17 protein-coding genes are annotated in these 17,266 nt (G+C 48.4%); 15 read left to right on the top strand and 2 right to left on the bottom strand.

Annotated features, from left to right (window positions below):
* Nucleotides 1-107 precede the first annotated feature (107 nt).
* From ACETK5_RS16295 to ACETK5_RS16275, 5 genes are all read left to right on the top strand, one after another.
* Complete coding sequence (locus tag ACETK5_RS16295) at nucleotides 108-1,463, top strand: MFS transporter (RefSeq protein WP_394057451.1); 1,356 nt, start codon at nucleotides 108-110, stop codon at nucleotides 1,461-1,463.
* Between the two features lie 233 nt (nucleotides 1,464-1,696).
* Nucleotides 1,697-3,955, top strand: coding sequence for a helix-turn-helix domain-containing protein (locus tag ACETK5_RS16290; protein WP_394056761.1), 2,259 nt, complete (start codon nucleotides 1,697-1,699; stop codon nucleotides 3,953-3,955).
* Between the two features lie 335 nt (nucleotides 3,956-4,290).
* Nucleotides 4,291-5,244 (top strand): ABC transporter permease, encoded by a 954-nt coding sequence (locus ACETK5_RS16285; RefSeq protein WP_100536406.1) that lies wholly within the window; start codon nucleotides 4,291-4,293, stop codon nucleotides 5,242-5,244.
* A gap of 19 nt (nucleotides 5,245-5,263) precedes the next feature.
* Complete coding sequence (locus ACETK5_RS16280; RefSeq protein ID WP_100536407.1) at nucleotides 5,264-6,157, top strand: carbohydrate ABC transporter permease; 894 nt, start codon at nucleotides 5,264-5,266, stop codon at nucleotides 6,155-6,157.
* A gap of 62 nt (nucleotides 6,158-6,219) precedes the next feature.
* Nucleotides 6,220-7,818 (top strand): extracellular solute-binding protein, encoded by a 1,599-nt coding sequence (locus ACETK5_RS16275; protein WP_394056759.1) that lies wholly within the window; start codon nucleotides 6,220-6,222, stop codon nucleotides 7,816-7,818.
* On the opposite strand, the gene ACETK5_RS16270 is transcribed toward ACETK5_RS16275, so the two are convergent.
* Entirely contained in the window at nucleotides 7,791-8,000 is a 210-nt protein-coding gene (locus ACETK5_RS16270; RefSeq protein WP_133120297.1) for a hypothetical protein, read from the bottom strand. The genes ACETK5_RS16275 and ACETK5_RS16270 overlap by 28 nt on opposite strands.
* 234 nt (nucleotides 8,001-8,234) lie before the next feature.
* On the opposite strand from ACETK5_RS16270, the gene ACETK5_RS16265 reads away from it, so the two are divergent.
* Nucleotides 8,235-8,627 (top strand): DUF302 domain-containing protein, encoded by a 393-nt coding sequence (locus tag ACETK5_RS16265; protein ID WP_100536409.1) that lies wholly within the window; start codon nucleotides 8,235-8,237, stop codon nucleotides 8,625-8,627.
* 427 nt (nucleotides 8,628-9,054) lie between these two features.
* Entirely contained in the window at nucleotides 9,055-10,440 is a 1,386-nt protein-coding gene (locus tag ACETK5_RS16260; protein ID WP_100536410.1) for an MATE family efflux transporter, read from the top strand.
* A 118-nt stretch (nucleotides 10,441-10,558) separates the two neighbouring features.
* On the opposite strand, the gene ACETK5_RS16255 is transcribed toward ACETK5_RS16260, so the two are convergent.
* Entirely contained in the window at nucleotides 10,559-12,211 is a 1,653-nt protein-coding gene (locus ACETK5_RS16255) for a CoA-disulfide reductase (RefSeq protein ID WP_100536411.1), read from the bottom strand.
* A gap of 136 nt (nucleotides 12,212-12,347) precedes the next feature.
* On the opposite strand from ACETK5_RS16255, the gene ACETK5_RS16250 reads away from it, so the two are divergent.
* From ACETK5_RS16250 to ACETK5_RS16215, 8 genes are all read left to right on the top strand, one after another.
* Nucleotides 12,348-12,608 (top strand): metal-sensitive transcriptional regulator, encoded by a 261-nt coding sequence (locus ACETK5_RS16250; protein WP_100536412.1) that lies wholly within the window; start codon nucleotides 12,348-12,350, stop codon nucleotides 12,606-12,608.
* Nucleotides 12,609-12,741: 133 nt separating this feature from the next.
* A complete protein-coding gene (locus ACETK5_RS16245) occupies nucleotides 12,742-12,969 on the top strand; it encodes a sulfurtransferase TusA family protein (protein WP_100536413.1) in 228 nt (75 codons plus the stop codon).
* A 92-nt stretch (nucleotides 12,970-13,061) separates the two neighbouring features.
* Entirely contained in the window at nucleotides 13,062-13,547 is a 486-nt protein-coding gene (locus ACETK5_RS16240; protein ID WP_100536414.1) for a DsrE/DsrF/DrsH-like family protein, read from the top strand.
* A gap of 45 nt (nucleotides 13,548-13,592) precedes the next feature.
* Complete coding sequence (locus ACETK5_RS16235) at nucleotides 13,593-13,958, top strand: rhodanese-like domain-containing protein (protein WP_100536415.1); 366 nt, start codon at nucleotides 13,593-13,595, stop codon at nucleotides 13,956-13,958.
* Between the two features lie 27 nt (nucleotides 13,959-13,985).
* A complete protein-coding gene (locus tag ACETK5_RS16230; protein ID WP_394056755.1) occupies nucleotides 13,986-14,282 on the top strand; it encodes a rhodanese-like domain-containing protein in 297 nt (98 codons plus the stop codon).
* A gap of 114 nt (nucleotides 14,283-14,396) precedes the next feature.
* Nucleotides 14,397-14,972: a sulfurtransferase TusA family protein gene (locus ACETK5_RS16225; RefSeq protein WP_326112864.1), complete on the top strand. Its 576-nt coding sequence runs from the start codon at nucleotides 14,397-14,399 to the stop codon at nucleotides 14,970-14,972.
* 121 nt (nucleotides 14,973-15,093) lie between these two features.
* Nucleotides 15,094-16,221 carry an MBL fold metallo-hydrolase gene (locus tag ACETK5_RS16220; RefSeq protein ID WP_394056753.1) on the top strand — a complete coding sequence of 376 codons (1,128 nt, stop codon included), beginning with the start codon at nucleotides 15,094-15,096 and terminating at the stop codon, nucleotides 16,219-16,221.
* Between the two features lie 170 nt (nucleotides 16,222-16,391).
* Nucleotides 16,392-17,174 carry a sulfite exporter TauE/SafE family protein gene (locus ACETK5_RS16215; RefSeq protein ID WP_100536419.1) on the top strand — a complete coding sequence of 261 codons (783 nt, stop codon included), beginning with the start codon at nucleotides 16,392-16,394 and terminating at the stop codon, nucleotides 17,172-17,174.
* The last annotated feature ends 92 nt before the right edge of the window (nucleotides 17,175-17,266 follow it).

Here is a 17,266-nt window from a genome sequence, read left to right as displayed (position 1 = left end):
AATTTGAGGGAAATCGCATCATTGACCCTATAAACTGCGTATTCCCCTAATTTTATGGGGGCAACTACCAAGTGGAAGAGATTACTCAACCAAGTCAAAAATTACGGATTACAAATGTGAAAGGCGCGTTTGCCTGGCTGGGACTTTTGGTATTTTTCAGCGTTTTGAATGAAACGGTGTTTAATGTGGCACTACCGGATATCGCCAGGCAATTTCATGTGGAGCCATCGACTGCCAATTGGGTCAATACAGGCTTTATACTGTCGTTCGCCATAGGTTCGTTTGTGTACGGAAAAATATCGGATCTGTACGGGATCAAAAAAATGCTCATGATAGGCATCGTAACGTACGGCAGCGGGTCTATGCTGGGATTAGCGGCGCATGCCTATTTGCCAGCTGTGATTACGGCAAGATTTATTCAGGGGGCGGGAGCCTCTGCCATCCCTGCACTGGTCATGGTTATGATTGTGCGTTATTTCGATGCAAAATCTCGCGGCAGAGCTTTTGGTCTTATAGGATCGCTGGTTGCAACGGGCGAAGGAATCGGGCCTGTCATCGGAGGCGTCGTTGCCCATTATGTGCACTGGTCCGTGTTGTTTGTTTTTCCTCTTATGACGCTTGCAACGATTCCGTTCTTTTTAAAAGTGCTGCCGGATGAAACCAAACGGAAAGGGAACATGGATGTTACGGGAGCAGCTCTGCTCTCCGTTGGCGTAGTGCTATTTACCTTATTTACAACCAATGAGCAGTGGATGTATCTGGCTGGCTGTTTAGCAGCGCTCGTACTATTCGCCGCACGTATCAAGCGTGCCTCAAATCCATTTATCGAACCGTATTTATTCGTAAGGAAGAAGTTCATCGCCGGAACGATCACGGGCTGCATCATTTTGGGCATGGTTGCCGGATTTCTGTCCATGGTGCCTTATCTGATGAGAAGCGTCCATCATCTGTCAACAGGCATGATTGGCGCGGGTATTATATTCCCTGGTGCCATGAGCGTCATGCTGTTTGGCATGTTAGGGGGCATACTCGTCGATAAAAAAGGTCATCATTTTGTGTTCTATATAGGATCCTTGATGATTATCGGTGGTTTTTTAACCATAGCTATGCTGGCGGATCAATCACCTTGGAATGTTGCCGCCATGCTGATTTTTGTATTTGGAGGCCTTTCTTTTGTGAAGACGGTGATTTCAACCGTCGTTTCCGCTGCTCTGGAAGAGAAAGAAGCCGGAGCAGGGATGGGAATGCTTAATTTTGCATGCTTCTTATCCGAGGGGATCGGAGTTGCGATCGTAGGAGGTTTGCTTTCCAGACGATTGCTGGATTTCCCGCTTCTTCCGATGGTATGGAATGCTGAGGCAGACTTGTACAGCAACTTGCTGCTTCTGTTTTCGTTGGTTATCGTAGCTGGAAGTGTGATCTACACATTGGCTTATATCGGGAAAAAAAGCAGACGAATCTAAAGCATAGAAGCACACTGGCGATCCAAATCCCGATCTCTCTTGTAACAGCGGAGAGATCGGGATTTTTGGGTAATAAGCCAATTATACGTCATGGTTAGCTGCCACTTCTGTATTGACTAACTCACGAATAACGCCTATATTGTACGAATAATAAATGGAAGGAGTTGTATTATTTAAAGAAAAACTGCATTCCAGTCTAATTTGCTGCCATAACTAAATACTGGGGGAGAACAATGAGGCGCAAACGAACCAATTCTCGCTTGTTCTATCAATTTCTACTGTCGCATGTACTGATTTTTGCCATACCGTTCATTATACTTAGCGGTGTGGTGTATTATAATGCGGTCGTACGGTTCAAAAGTGAAATTGAGGCATCCAATGTATACAAGCTGAACCAGGTCAAGAATACATTCGACTTATTGGCACGCGGTCTGGACAACACCGCTTCAAGGATTTCGATTGATTCCGAACTAACCTCATTCGTAGTGAAGAGCGGGAAATACAAAGAAATTGAAGTTGTGGATGAGTTGGGCAAATATAAGGCAAATAACACGATTGTCGATGAAGTCGCGCTTTATTTCCATGGGGATGAGCGGCTGTATACTTCGTCCGGAATCAACTCGTTCGATACATTCGCGAAACGGGTGTACGGATTTAGTGACCTGGACGGGATCCGGCTGGACGAGGAAATGAGCCGTCTTCAGATCCCTGAAATCCGTCGTACCCAAACTACTGTTTCGGGCAGCAGCCAGAAGCAAAACGTGCTGATGTATATGTTCCCGATTCCACGCAATAGCCAATCGCCTTACGGCACGGTTAGCTTCTTCATTCGTGAATCGATGCTGACCGAACTGGTGGGTCCTATTTTAGGAGACTTTTATGGTAGCGTTTACATTTTGGATTCCAAGGACAACATTCTGGCTTCAAGGAGCCGCGAGAATGACCTGACGGAACAGGCTGCCAAACAGTTACTTGTCTCCAAGACCCAGGATGGCATTCACGATGCCAAGCTAGGCGACGAACATTATTCTCTAATGCAGGCTAAATCAAATTTGACGGGTTGGTCTTATGTCATCGTTATGCCAACCGATCAGTTTTTGGGAAGGGTACTGGAAATGCGGACCTTTGTATTACTCATTTGTGCTGCAGTTGTGGCCTTCGGGATTCTGATCGCTGTACTGCTCTCGACTAGGCAATACCGTCCGATCCGGAACATCGCAGACTATGTACGGACTTTACAGGTATGGACGCATGGAAACGATGACAGCCTCCATAATGAACTCGACTTGATACGCGATTCCGTTCAGGCGACGCGCGATCTGATGAAGAGAATCGATGAACAGCGTCCGATTGTGCGGGAGCAGTTTTTCGTCCGACTGATATTAGGTTCGATCAAGGATGAGGAGGAGACAATAGCTTTTTTGTCCAGGGAAAATTTGGCGCTTCCCGGAGAGAACTGCTTTGTGACCGTTATCCCCATGGACGGGAGTGAGTACATATCCACGCAGAACCGGGAAGAGCTGCTGCGGCTGCTGTCCGAGATATCCATGACAGATGCGGTTGGGTATGGAGTAGAACTCATACCAGATCAGTCCATCGCCATCCTGATTAGCACGGGCTGCAACGAATCATGTCTGCGCCAAGTCCAAGAGGAAATTGCAGACGAAATTGCTCGGCTGTTCGAGCATTGCTGCGGATTTCGGCCAACGGTCGGTATGGGCAGCCCAGTATCCGGGCTGATTCATGTGAATCGGTCTTACATTGAAGCTACTGCAGCTATGGAGCAAAGCGGTCGAATTCGCAAAGGGGAGATCGTATATTTCGCTGATATGTCAGAGTGGCAGGAAGGCAGTGAATGGTACCCGATCGAAGAGCAAATCCGCCTTGTGCAAAGCATGAAGCAGGGCAATGATACAGCGGCCAAAACCGCTTTGGCTAACATCATGCATGATTTAGAAGGAAAAGAAGTATCCTTGTTTTACTTCCGCTGTATGAGTTTTGATCTGATCAACACGTTTCTCAGAACGATGAATGAAATGAAACTGGGTATTCCGCAAGAGTATCGAAGCCATTTGGCGGAATTCACGACCTTGAAACAACTGGATGCGGGGATGACCGGACTCATCGACCTCATATGCGATTATGTGCAGGCCAATAAAGAAAGCAAGAACACCGCTATGGGAACAGAGATTTTCCAATATATTGAGCAGCACTACCAGGAATATGACCTGAGTTTGGAGAAAATCGCCGATCACTTCCAGATGTCCATATCCTATTTCAGCCGTTACATGAAGGACCAGACGGGATATACGTTTACCGAATATGTTACCCATCTTCGCATGGAGGAGGTCAAACGGCTGTTAAAGAACAGCGACCTGACGATTAAAGATATTGTTGCCAGTGTTGGCTATTCGGACGTCTCCAATTTCATGCGCAAATTTAAAAATACAGAAGGTATTACGCTTGGACAGTACCGGAAACTGTATTCGTGAGTACAAAGCTATAAATCTTCGTATAGCCTTTCGATAAAACGCGTGCTTCTACTCGAAACCTTCGATTCGAGAGAACGCGCTTTTTTTGTCCATTAGGCTTGGGTCGGGCAGAAGATAAGCCTTGATCAAGAAGGATGTACAGAATTGTAAAGAATCGACAATCCAGAGCAAGAACGACAAATTTACATGGATCCGCCTTGTCGCGGCAGGCAATGTAAAGAGTAACAACCACAGAACAATTTCTACAGATTTACGATTACATATTCGAACAGGTAGCATGGGATTTATTAACTGCGGTTCGCCAGTTCAATTTTGAGAAAGGGGTTGGTTGGGTCATGACAGCCAAGACACTGCATGCTACCAAAAGGGTGGGGCGCGGGCTCAGGAAAAACGGATGGAAGTCGGTTCTCAAAAATTGGGAATTGTATTTATTCGTTCTGCCCACGATGGCCTATTTCATTGTATTTCATTATTTCCCGCTGTATGGCCTGCAGATTGCCTTCAGGGATTATGCCCCCAGTTCGGGGATATGGAACAGCCCTTGGGTGGGTCTGGAGCATTTAAGGCGCTTTTTCGATTCTTATTATTTTTGGGATCTGATCCGGAACACGGTTGGCATCAGCTTGTATGAAATGATCGTCGGGTTTCCGATCCCGATCCTGATCGCGTTAGCGCTCAATGAGCTGAAGAACGGGGCATTCAAGAAGTGGGTGCAGACCGTAACGTATGCACCTCACTTTATATCCGTAGTTGTCATGAGTGGCATGATTATCGCCTTTCTGTCTCCGGGAACCGGTTTAGTCAATTTAGCCATCAAGGCTTTGGGTGGAGAACCTGTACAATTTCTGGGCGAACCGGGCTGGTTCAAATCTGTGTTCGTACTCTCCGGTGTATGGCAAAGTATGGGCTGGGGGACGATTATTTACCTGGCGGCGCTGGCTGGAGTCGATCCCCAGCAGCATGAGGCGGCGATGATCGACGGAGCCACCCGGATGAAGCGCATATGGCATATCAATCTTCCGAGCATCCTGCCTACGATGGTGATCTTGCTCATTCTGAACGTAGGGAGTTTTATGTCCGTCGGGTTTGAAAAAGTATTCTTGCTGCAAAATCCACTGAATCTGGAGTCGTCAGACGTTATCTCCACATACGTATACCGAAGCGGGCTTGTGCAAGGCCAGTTCAGCTTCTCGGCTGCGATTGGCTTGTTTAACTCGGTCATTAATTTCATACTGCTGCTTACCGTTAACCGGATCGCCAAGAGGGTAAACGAGACAAGTCTATGGTAAAGGAGGGTGGAAGACAACCATGAATAGGAAACTCAGATCGGACAGAGTGTTCGAAATCATCAATTTCATATTTTTGTTCTTCATCCTGATCATCGTTTTATACCCACTCGTATACGTTATCAGCGCCTCGATCAGTGATCCTGTCTATGTGAATCAGGGGACGATGTGGCTTTATCCCAGAGGCATTACGTTTGAAGGGTATCAGCGCGTGTTTCAAAATCCGGAGATTTGGTCCGGTTACTTGAACACGATTTTGTATACGGTTGCAGGAACAGCCATCAACCTGTTGTTTACGATTCCAGGGGCCTATGCGCTCTCCCGCAAAGATTTGAAAGGCCGCGGGATCATGATGGGTTTGATCGTATTCACGATGTTTTTCGGAGGCGGGCTGATTCCATCTTTCCTGCTCGTCAGCTGGCTTGGAATGCTGAACACCGTGTGGGCGCTGCTGATTCCTAATGCAGTTGCAGTGTATAACCTGATTATTTGCCGCACATTTTTTCAATCCAATATTCCGAAAGAGCTCCAGGAATCTGCCGAAATCGATGGCTGCTCCAATACCGTTCTGTTTCTGAAAATCGTGCTTCCGCTCTCTGCTCCAATCATCGCGGTCATGGCCCTTTATTATGGGGTGACCCACTGGAACAGTTACTTTAGTGCCATCATTTACTTGAAGGACCGCAGCTTGTATCCGCTTCAATTAATTTTGCGTGAAATACTCGTACAGAATCAGATGAACGATACGATGCTGATGACCGGAGATGACATGGAAGCGATGGCCAAACAAGCCCGAATTGCCGACATCATCAAGTATGCCGTCATGATCGTATCCAGCTTGCCGATTATCGTCATCTATCCGTTTATGCAGCGCTTTTTCATGAAAGGTGTGCTCATAGGCTCCGTTAAGGGTTAACGGGAAACCCGGAATTTCACAATGATGAACCATATAAACTCATAGAGAGGGGAAACAAAATTATGAAAACATGGTTAAAAGGGAGTATCTGTATCATTTTAAGCGGCGCAATCCTGTTAGCCGGGTGCAGCCCGGGCAATAAAGCGAATCATGCTGGGAATGAGAGTGGGGGAGAACCGAAAAATTTCAATGCCAGCGGCTACCCGATTGTAGGTGACAAAATCACGTTGGCGATGATGGGAGCGAAAGCGGCCATTCACGGGCCTTGGGAGGACATGGTACTATTTAAGGAAATGGAAGAAATGACAAATATCCATTTTAATTTCAATACGCCTCCAGCAGCTAATTATCAAGAGGCTAAGAATCTGGCTTTCGCAAGCCAGCAATTGCCTGATGTATTTTTCAATGCTGGTCTTACACCTGACGATGAAGTTACATACGGCGGCCAAGGTTATCTGGTTCCGCTGGAAGGATTGATCGAGAAGTACGCGCCGAATTTCAAAAAGCTGATGAATGATAATCCGGATATCAAAAAGTCGATCACCACCGTGGACGGACATATCTACGCCCTCCCGCTCATTATCGACGAGCCGCGCGCGTTTGTTCCGAGCAGACTGTGGCTGAACGGGGACTGGATGGAGAGTTTGGGGATTACGACGGAGCCAACGACTACGGATGAATTGTATGAGCTGCTGAAGCGGTTCAAAAACGAAGACCCCAACAAGAACGGCAAAAATGACGAAATCCCGTTATCCAGCGAGAAACTGGGAGGCTTCCAAAGTGTGCTGCTGCCAGCATTCGGCCTGCTTGGCCGTGAAGTGGAGGTAAAGGACGGGAAGGTCCGCTTCAATCCGGTGCAAGATCAGTACAAGGAATATCTCGCTTACTTGAACAAACTGTTCACAGAGAAGCTGATGGATGGGGAAACCTTTGTACAGACGTCCCAGCAAATGACGGCCAAAGGCAATTCGAACCAAATCGGCGCATTCATCCATTCCTCTCCAGATCTCGTCCTGAAGGTCGACAAACCGGAAGACAATTTAAAGCACCCGATGCTTGGGACGCTGACCAGTCCGGTTAACAGCGAGAAGCTGGCGCTGAAATCATCTAAAATCCGCCGTGGCACATTCGCGATTACGAGTCAGAATAAGTATCCTGAGGCGACGATGCGGTGGGTCGATTATTTGTACTCCTCCGAAGGCAGCAAGCTCGGGATTTACGGAAACAGCATCAAATGGCTGGATGACGCCAAAACGAAGTGGGAGTTCGATTTTCCTGAAGGAATGAACAGTGAGGAATATCGGGCAAAGTTAACCCCGGATTGTGGTGGACAGCTGCCATTGATCAAGGAAAGAAAATTTGACGCTATGCGTGACAACGGCAAAGGGCCGGATTACAACAAAATGGTGGACGAGAAGTTGAACCCTTATGCGGTGCCAGCATACCCGGACGTATATTTCAGCAATGAAGAGCAAAAAAGGCTGAATATCATTAAGACGGACATTAAAACCTATGTCGATCAAATGGAAGCGAAGTTTATCGTTGGTCAGGAGCCGCTCACGATGTGGGACGATTATGTGAAGATGATTAACAAGATGGGTCTGGATGAAATGCTGAAGATTTATCAGGATGCTTATGATCGCTGGAACAAGTCGGAATAATCAAGAAGCTTGCTCCAGCAGACAATTGGGAGGGTGCTTTTGACACGCGCTGTGCGCTGCTTCGTCTCGAGGTCACCCGGCAGCAATACGAGGCGGCAAGACGCGTCATTCAGCATGACCAGGATGAAGAGAATCCGATTCACTTTTTTGTGGAAAATACAGGAGGATTTTGGTTTTGTCAAACGATTATTTCCCTGAAATGAGCGGAAATCCTCCGAGAATAGACTTCCATGCGTCCAAATCATCCTCCTAGGTGGACCCCTTCGGTATATCCAGAACCATGATTCATGATTTTATTTCAGGTTAATTTATTTAGTGTCTCGGAAGTATTTCCATACCGGATTGGCTACCATAAGGCTAGTCGAGTGCGATCGGCACCCGTATTATAAAATGACTACCATTCTGGAGGGATAAACATGTTTCACTATACGGTAGAAACGGATAAGTCAGTAGACGATGCCATTGCTGCATTGGAACAAGCGTTGGCCGAAGAGAAGTTCGGTGTGCTGTGGCGATTCAGCATTCAGGACAAATTGAATGAGAAGGGCATCGAGTTTGAACAGAAGTACGAAATACTGGAGGTATGCAATCCGGTTGAGGCGAAAAAAGTGTTGAGCGAGAATGACTTGGCCGGGTATTTCCTGCCTTGTAAAATCGCCGTTTATGAGTTTGAAGAGGGAACGAAGATCGGACTCCCGAGGCCCACGGCGCTTATTGGCATGGTGGAGAATGAATTCTTTGAATCCCTGCGGGGCATTGCCCAGGATGTGGAGAAACGGCTTATCGCTAGTATCGATAACAGCAAATAAATTCTCACATGGCGTGAGTGAAAAAGGACGCCGACACGTTTGTGCTCTGAACGATCAAGTTGATTACATTCATAACATTTTACAGAAGAGGCCACCTTCTAAAGGCTCTGACAGAAGGTGAAGCCTCTTGTGCTCCTATATAAAGGGTTACAACCTGCAGGCTCACATGTTGCTCCGTTTATCAGCAGTATACGGTCATTTCCTGCGGCTTGCATTCGTTGACAGATCACGGGTCTGGTGATATCCTCCAATCAAAGACGGGGTTAATCCGGGATCAAATGAATCAATCCGTATTGTCCCCTTGGCGAGGGAGTAAGCTCTCCCAAGCGGAACGGTTACGGCTGCCATTTCTAAATACCGTAAGCCTGAAGCTCTTCGCATGAAGAGTTTTTTCTTTTATATTACAACGAAAAGAATGTGATGACAGATGTTGGTTCGATTACGAACCCAAATGAACGGTTTGCTTCAACATCATTTAACCGGGGAGTCGATGGACTACCGGCAGATTTTTGCTTTATTTTTCCCGATATTGATCGACCAGGCATTTATCATCGGTTTGAACCTGGTCAATACGGCCATGATCAGTTCGTCGGGCGTATCGGCGGTCAGCGCCGTGAACATGGTGGACTCTCTGAACATTTTCCTCATCAATGTGTTCGTGGCGGTGGCAACCGGGGGCACCGTCGTCGTGGCGCAGTATAAGGGAAGCGGCAACGCGATGATGGTATCCCGGGCTTCTGCGGCCACCGTTACATCGGTGGCCATGATCGCATTAGCGATCGCGCTGCTGATCATTGGGCTTCACCAGCCGGTGCTGAATCTGCTATTCGGCTCAGCGTCACCCGAGGTGCTGGAGAGTGCGCGAGTGTATCTGATCGGAAGCAGTACTTCCTTCATCGGAATTGCCATCGTGCAGGCCGTTTGCGGGGCGCTGAGAGGGATCGGCAAGACCCGCGCATCACTGGCGTTGTCCCTGATTATGAACCTGCTCTACGTTCTGCTGAACATCGTTTTCATCACCCTGCTGAATATGGGCGTTATGGGCATGACGCTGGCGATTAACATCGCCCGTTTTGCCGGTGCGGCCTGTGCGCTCTACTATCTGTTCAGAGTGGATGCCACACTGCATATCCGCCTGCGGGATCTGTTTCATTTTCCGATATCGATGCTGCGCAAAATTATGTTTATCGGGCTTCCGTTCGCAGCCGAGCAGATGTTTTTTAACGGGGGAAAGCTCTTGACCCAAGTGTTTATCGTCAGCCTAGGCACTTACGCCATTGCAACGAACGCGATCGGGTCTTCACTTGCGGCCGTCTTCCAAATTCCAGCCAGCGCGTTGTCCTTAACGATTGTGACCGTCGTCGGTCAATGCATTGGCCGCGGAAATATAGCGGATGCCCGGAAGTTCATCAAATCTTTTTTGTGGCTTGGCGCAATCTCGCTCGCCTTCATGGGTTTGATTTTGATGCCGCTCTACCGGCCGCTGGTCGGGTTGTTTAACCCGCCTCCGGAAATCGTGAACGATCTGTTTGTGGTGCTGTTGATTAACACCCTTGTACAGGTTCCGCTATGGTCGATAAGCTTTATTCTGCCTTCGGCGCTACGTGCGGCGGGCGACTCGCGTTTTACCTCGATCACTTCGATGCTGACCATGTGGCTGTTCCGGGTGATTCTCGGTTATATTATGGGGATCGTTCTGGGCTGGAGCATTCTTGGCGTATGGCTAGCCATGAACTGTGAATGGGGCGTCCGGGGAGCGGTCTTCCTATGGCGCTTCCGCGGCAAGAAATGGTATGCGCACAAGCTGATTTAAGCTATTATCTATTTCATATAAAGAAGAAAAGCCCCGGAATTCCGGGGCTTTTTTGCATGTTGTATTTTTGTTGCAGGCAGCATATCCATCGCTTTCAGAACGATTTAGTTAGGAGCGATTATGATGGCTTGTAAACCGATGCATATGTTTTCCAGCCGCCGTCCAGGTTCTTCACCCGGAATCCATGCTCGGCCAAAATACGCGCCGCCAAATATCCGCGCAGCCCAACCTGGCAAGTCACGTACACCGTTTCATTCTCCGGCAATTCCTTCAGCCGGCTGCGCAGATCGTTAAGCGGAATGTTAATGGAACCGTGGATATAACCTGCGTCCCTTTCTTTAGGTTCACGGACGTCGATCAAGGCGGCGCCGTTTTCAACGAGGTCGTCGATTTCATGCCATTGTACCGTTTCAACCAAGCCATCCAGGATGTTGGTAGCAACATATCCGGCATAGTTTACCGGGTCTTTGGCGGAGGAATAAGGGGGCGCGTAAGAGAGCTCCAGTTCCGTCAAGTCCCAAACGCTCAGATTCCCCTTGATCGCTGTAGCAATGACATCGATCCGTTTATCCACGCCATCTGCTCCAATCGCTTGCGCCCCATAGATTTGACCTGTTTCCGGGTGGAATAACAGCTTCAAGGAGATGGGATACGCCCCGGGGTAGTACCCTGCATGCGACGAGGGGTGAATATGGATAGCTTGATAAGGTGCACTTACCTGCTTGAGACGTTTTTCATTGATACCCGTAGCCGCGACCGTCAGCTCAAAGACCTTGGCAATCGACGAACCGAGCGTACCCTTGTAGCTGTTGTTTTTACCATAGATATGATCTGCAACAAGTCGGCCCTGCCGGTTGGCAGGCCCTGCGAGCGGAATAAAGGCCTGGCTCTGAAGGACGAAATCCTTCACTTCGATTGCATCGCCGATCGCATAAATGTTCGGGTCAGAGGTCTGCATAAATTCGTTAACTTGAATCCCGCCGCGGTCGCTGACGGGAAGTCCAGCATCTGACGCCAGCACACTCTCGGGCCGAACGCCTATCGAAAGCAAGGTCATCTCGGTTGATATACGTTTGCCGCTGGAAAGCTCAATTTGTTGGCCGCCGTCATGAAACTCTTGTACACCGTCCTCAAGAATCAAGCGGACTCCTTTTTCCTGAAGATGCGACTGGACGATCGCGGCCATTTCGTAATCGAGCGGAGCCATTACCTGGTTCGCCCTTTCGATGACTGTCACCTGAACGCCGCGATCCGCCAGATTCTCGGCCATTTCCAGCCCGATAAACCCGCCCCCGACAATAACGGCTTCCTTCGGCTGGGCTTCATCCACGAACTGCTTGATCCGGTCTGTATCTGGGATATTCCGCAATGTGAATACGTTACGGTCTTCGGACAAGCCGGGAATATCCGGCACCACTGGCTTTGCGCCGGGTGACAGGATCAGATAATCATAACTCTCGGTGTAGGTTTCGCCAGTATTAAGGTTTTTAATCGTAACCATGTTCTCATCACGCAGTATGGACGTAACTTCGCTAAGATTCCGAATATCCAGCCCGTAGCGGCTGCTAAGGCCGGGCACGGTCTGCACCATAAGCTTATTGCGGTCCTTTATAGATTCTCCTATATAGTAGGGGAGACCGCAATTTGCAAACGAAATATATTCCCCGCGTTCCACTACAATAATGGTAGAGCTCTCATCCAATCTCCGCAGCCTGGCAGCTGCGGAGGCCCCACCGGCCACACCGCCGACAATGATGATTTTTTTGCCCATCGTATATTCCTCCCTGAATTTGGAGCGTATTATGAATTGATTATTTTATACCCTATGGGGTATTATAACATGTATCAGCACCGAATGGTGTGACAAATATCAGACACGACATGTGTACAGATAGGAGGGGTTCGAGATGGATTACGATGATCAAATGAAGAATCGGGTAAAACGGATTGAAGGTCAGCTGCGCGGCATTCTGAAGATGATGGAGGAGAACAAAGATTGCAAGGAGGTCATAACCCAGCTGTCGGCCACTCGGTCGGCTATAGATCGGACGATTGGCGTTGTAGTCAGCTCCAATCTTGTCGAATGTGTACAGAAAGCCGAAGAGAGCGGGCAGGATACAGAGAAGCTGGTGATCGAAGCGGTAAATTTGCTCGTTAGAAGCAGATAATTGAAGGGATGGTTCCTACACCCTGCTCCAGAATGGGAATATGAACAAGATTGACATGATATTCGACATCGTTTAACATACCCCTATGGGTATACAAAATAATCGTCCATTAAATCGAAGGAGGAATATTATCATGAACGCGGATAAAGTATTGGATGCGAAGGGCTTGGCATGTCCCATGCCGATCGTGAAAACAAAAAAAGAAATAAAAGAGATGGAACCGGGTGAGGTCCTTGAGATTCATACGACGGATCAAGGCGCAAAGAGCGATCTGACGGCATGGGCCAAATCGACAGGCCATGAATTGCTGGACTATCAGGAGGAAGGCGACGTACAGAAATTTTGGATTAGGAAGGGATAATTTTTTTGAATTACAATATACCCGTATGGGTATGTGTGATGTCTGATCCAAGAACGGAATTTCATTATTTTTTTACAGGGGGAGATCTTAACGTGACGGAAACAAAAAAGACAACGATCGTATTATTCAGCGGCGATTATGACAAAGCTATGGCTGCTTATATCATCGCGAACGGTGCTGCGGCATACGACCATGAGGTGACGATATTCCACACCTTTTGGGGATTGAATGCCCTGCGCAAGGACGAAGACGTGCTGCTGCCCAAGAAGAAGAGTTTCATGGAAAAAATGTTCGGGAAAATGATGCCGCGTGGGTCCAATAAGATGGGACTTTCCAAAATGAATTTTGCCGGCATGGGTCCCAAAATGATAAAGGATGTGATCAAGAAACACAATGCCGTACCGCTTCCGCAGCTGATCGAGCTGGCGAAGGAGCAGGATGTGAAACTGGTTGCTTGCACCATGACGATGGACCTTCTCGGTCTGCAAAAAGAAGAGCTGTTTGAAGATATTGAATATGCGGGGGTGGCAGGTTATTTGGGCGATGCCCAGGATGGCAATGTCAACTTGTTTATATAACGAAAACAGTGGCGACGAATGCGTGCATAAAGAGAGGGAATAAAGATGGAGCTACTCAATATCATGTTCATTGCACTTATGATTCTGTTTATCGTATGGAGAATTCTCCCGGCCAAAGGAGTCAGACAGATTACCGCGGCACAGCTGAAGCATGAGCTGAAGGACGTCAACGCAAACAAACAGTTCATCGATGTCCGGACGACGGGAGAATTCAAGGGAAATCACATTCGGGGTTTTCGCAATATTCCGCTGGACCAGCTCTTATTGAGCAGCGAGTCGCTCTCAAGAGAGAAGGAAGTCGTATTGATCTGCCAGAGTGGTATGCGAAGCAATAAAGCCAGCAAATCTTTGAGGAAGTCAGGTTTTAAGAAGGTGACCAATGTCAAAGGCGGCATGAGTGCCTGGTCCTAAATTTGTAAGAGGGAGTTGTTTATCAGCATGAGAGAGATTTCTCCAAAAACAGTTGAGCAGAAGCTGAATGATGGGGTTATTATGAATATTATCGATGTGCGAGAAACGGAAGAAGTCGCAGAAGGGAAAATTCCAGGCGCCGTCAACATTCCGCTCGGTTTGATTGAATTTCGCAAGCAGGAGCTTGATCGGTCGAAAGAATATGTAATGGTATGCCGTTCCGGTGGCCGCAGCGGCCGGGCAGCGCAATATTTGGAGAGCCAAGGCTATCGAGTCGTCAACATGACGGGGGGCATGCTCGAATGGGAAGGCACAACAGAGTAATCAGGTTTCCTTGAAAAAAAATGGGTGTGTTTGGCCCCCTTTTTTTTGAAATGAGATATACCCATTGGGGTATATGACGACCCGACAAACAAAACAATGGAGGTTCGATGTGATATGACGACAATGGATTCGAATGTAAAGCTGGACGCGAAAGGGCTGGCATGCCCGATGCCCATCGTTCGTACGAAAAAAGCAATGAAGGATCTTGAAGCCGGTCAAGTGCTGGAGGTTGAGGCGACCGACAAAGGGTCGAAGGCCGACATGAAGGCGTGGGCGGAAAGCACAGGACACCAATATCTAGGAACGGTTGAAGAGGGGGAGGTGCTGAAGCATTATCTGCGCAAATCTTCCGGCGAAGAAACGGCGGAACGGACCTATCCGCATGTAGCGTCTAACGTACAGCTGGAGGAAAAGCTGCGGTCCGGTGTCTCCATCGTTGTTCTGGATGTGAGGGAAGCGGCGGAGTTTGCCTTTACGCATATTCCGAATGCGGTATCCATTCCGCTTGGCGAACTGGATAAGCGAATGGGTGAGCTGAGCCGGGAAGACGAAATTTACGTTATCTGCCGTACCGGAACCCGCAGTGACATGGCTGCACAAAAGCTTGCAGCTAACGGCTTTACCGGTATTGTGAACGTTGTGCCTGGCATGAGCGATTGGCGCGGTCCAAGGGAAGGGCTTGATTCATGAACCTGAATAAATAGAAAGTCTGTCTGTAAAGAAGCATGCTGGACGATGGATTCCAAGACAATAAAAAATGAAGGTTGAAGATCTGGAAATCATGACTGAACTTACGAGGAGGAATAACAACATGACAGTAAGAGAAATGAAAGCACAAGAGGTGGCCATGAAGGCGATTCGCAAAGAGAGTCTGTTCATACTGGACGTGCGGAATGCTACGGATTTCGAGGATTGGAAGATTGAAGGCGAACGAATCCAGCATTTGAATATCCCTTACTTTGATTTAATTGACGGGGTGGAAGATATTTTGGATCGGCTCCCCAAGGGGCAAGAAGTGCTCGTCGTGTGCGCCAAGGAAGGATCGTCGGTGATGGTGGCTGAGATGTTGGCCGAGCACGGCCGGAATGTCGCGTACTTGAAAGGCGGAATGAAAGCCTGGAGTGAACACCTTGTGCCGTTGAAGATCGGTAACCTGACAGATGGCGGCGCGCTCTATCAATTCGTTCGTTTAGGAAAAGGCTGCTTGTCTTACATGGCCGTATCCAATGGAGAAGCGGCATTGTTTGATGCAACCCGCATGACGGAGGTTTATCTTGAATTTGCTAACCGCTTGGATGCGGAAATCAAACATGTGTTGGATACCCATCTGCATGCGGACCATATATCCGGCGGTCGAACGATTGCCGAGCAGACAGGAGCCACATACTGGCTTCCGCCAAAGGATGCCAGCGAGGTTGTGTTTAAGTACGAACCGCTGAAGAACGGCGGCGAAGTGGCGATTGGGGGCAGCACAATCCGCATTGAAGCGCTCCATTCCCCGGGCCATACCATCGGGTCTACATCGTTTGTCATTGACGATCAATACCTGCTGACAGGCGATATTCTGTTTATCGATTCCATCGGCCGTCCGGACCTGGCAGGGCTTGCAGACGATTGGGTTGGCGATTTGCGAGAGACGCTATATGCCCGCTATACCCATCTCTCAGAGGATCTGGTCGTGCTGCCGGCTCATTTCATGATCATGGACGAACTGAATGAGGACGGAACGGTCGCGAAGAAACTGGGAGAACTGTACCGGGAGAACCATGGCCTGAACATAGCGGACGAAGTGGAATTTCGAACGATGGTTACGAAAAATTTACCTCCACAGCCAAACAGCTATCAGGAAATCCGTCAAACGAATATGGGGAAATTGAATCCTGACACGGAGCGTCAGCGTGAGATGGAGATTGGGCCGAACCGCTGCGCAGTGCGTTAATGATATGACCATCCGATGCTAAGCGGTGGAGCTAATCATTATAAAGTGCTCAATTTGCAGAGGTCGAAAACAAGCTTGGTGATGGATATGAACGGATTGAGATAGATAAAAAGTGAACCAAGGGAACCCGAACAGGTTCCCTTTTCTAAAGAAGTAAGGGGGCAGCACGAATGGAACTCAATATAACCTTTATCATCACGATATTTTTAATCGGATTCATTGGCTCATATATTTCAGGCATGGTTGGCATTGGCGGATCGATTATCAAATACCCGATGCTGCTGTACATTCCGCCGCTCTTCGGTCTTGCGGCTTTCACGGCACATGAAGTGTCGGGCATCAGTGCCGTACAGGTATTCTTTGCTACGATCGGCGGCGTGTGGGCGTACCGCAAAGGCGGATATCTGAATAAAACGCTCATCATCTATATGGGTTCAGCTATTCTGCTTGGCAGCTTCATCGGCGGCTTCGGCTCAAAAATGATGAGCGAAAGCGGCATAAATCTCATCTACGGAATATTGGCGCTTATCGCCGCCGTTATGATGTTCATCCCAAACAAAGGGGTGGACGATATCCCGCTGGATCAGGTCAAATTCAACAAATGGCTGGCTGCCGGGCTGGCGCTTTTGGTCGGAATCGGAGCGGGTATCGTCGGAGCGGCAGGGGCTTTTCTGCTCGTTCCGATCATGCTGGTTGTGTTGAAAATTCCGACCCGGATGACCATTGCAACCTCGCTTGCGATCACCTTCATCTCATCCATCGGTTCGACGGTGGGCAAGCTGACCACTGGCCAGGTGGACTATATCCCCGCTCTTATCATGGTTGCCGCCAGTCTGATCGCTTCCCCTCTAGGTGCGGCGGCAGGCAAGAAGATGAACACAAAGGTCTTGCAGATCATATTGGCTGTCTTGATCCTGGCAACGGCCATCAAAATTTGGCTGGACATTCTATGATATGATGGCGGGCTCCGGAAAGCAGTATGGTTATTTCTGAAGTTCGTACAATATCATCGATGCGGCAGGAATGGTAAGATGGAGTTAGATTT

It is taken from the genome of Paenibacillus ilasis, assembly GCF_043195395.1.
GTDB lineage: Bacteria > Bacillota > Bacilli > Paenibacillales > Paenibacillaceae > Paenibacillus_AQ > Paenibacillus_AQ lautus.
This window is presented reverse-complemented; position numbering and strand designations above follow the sequence as displayed.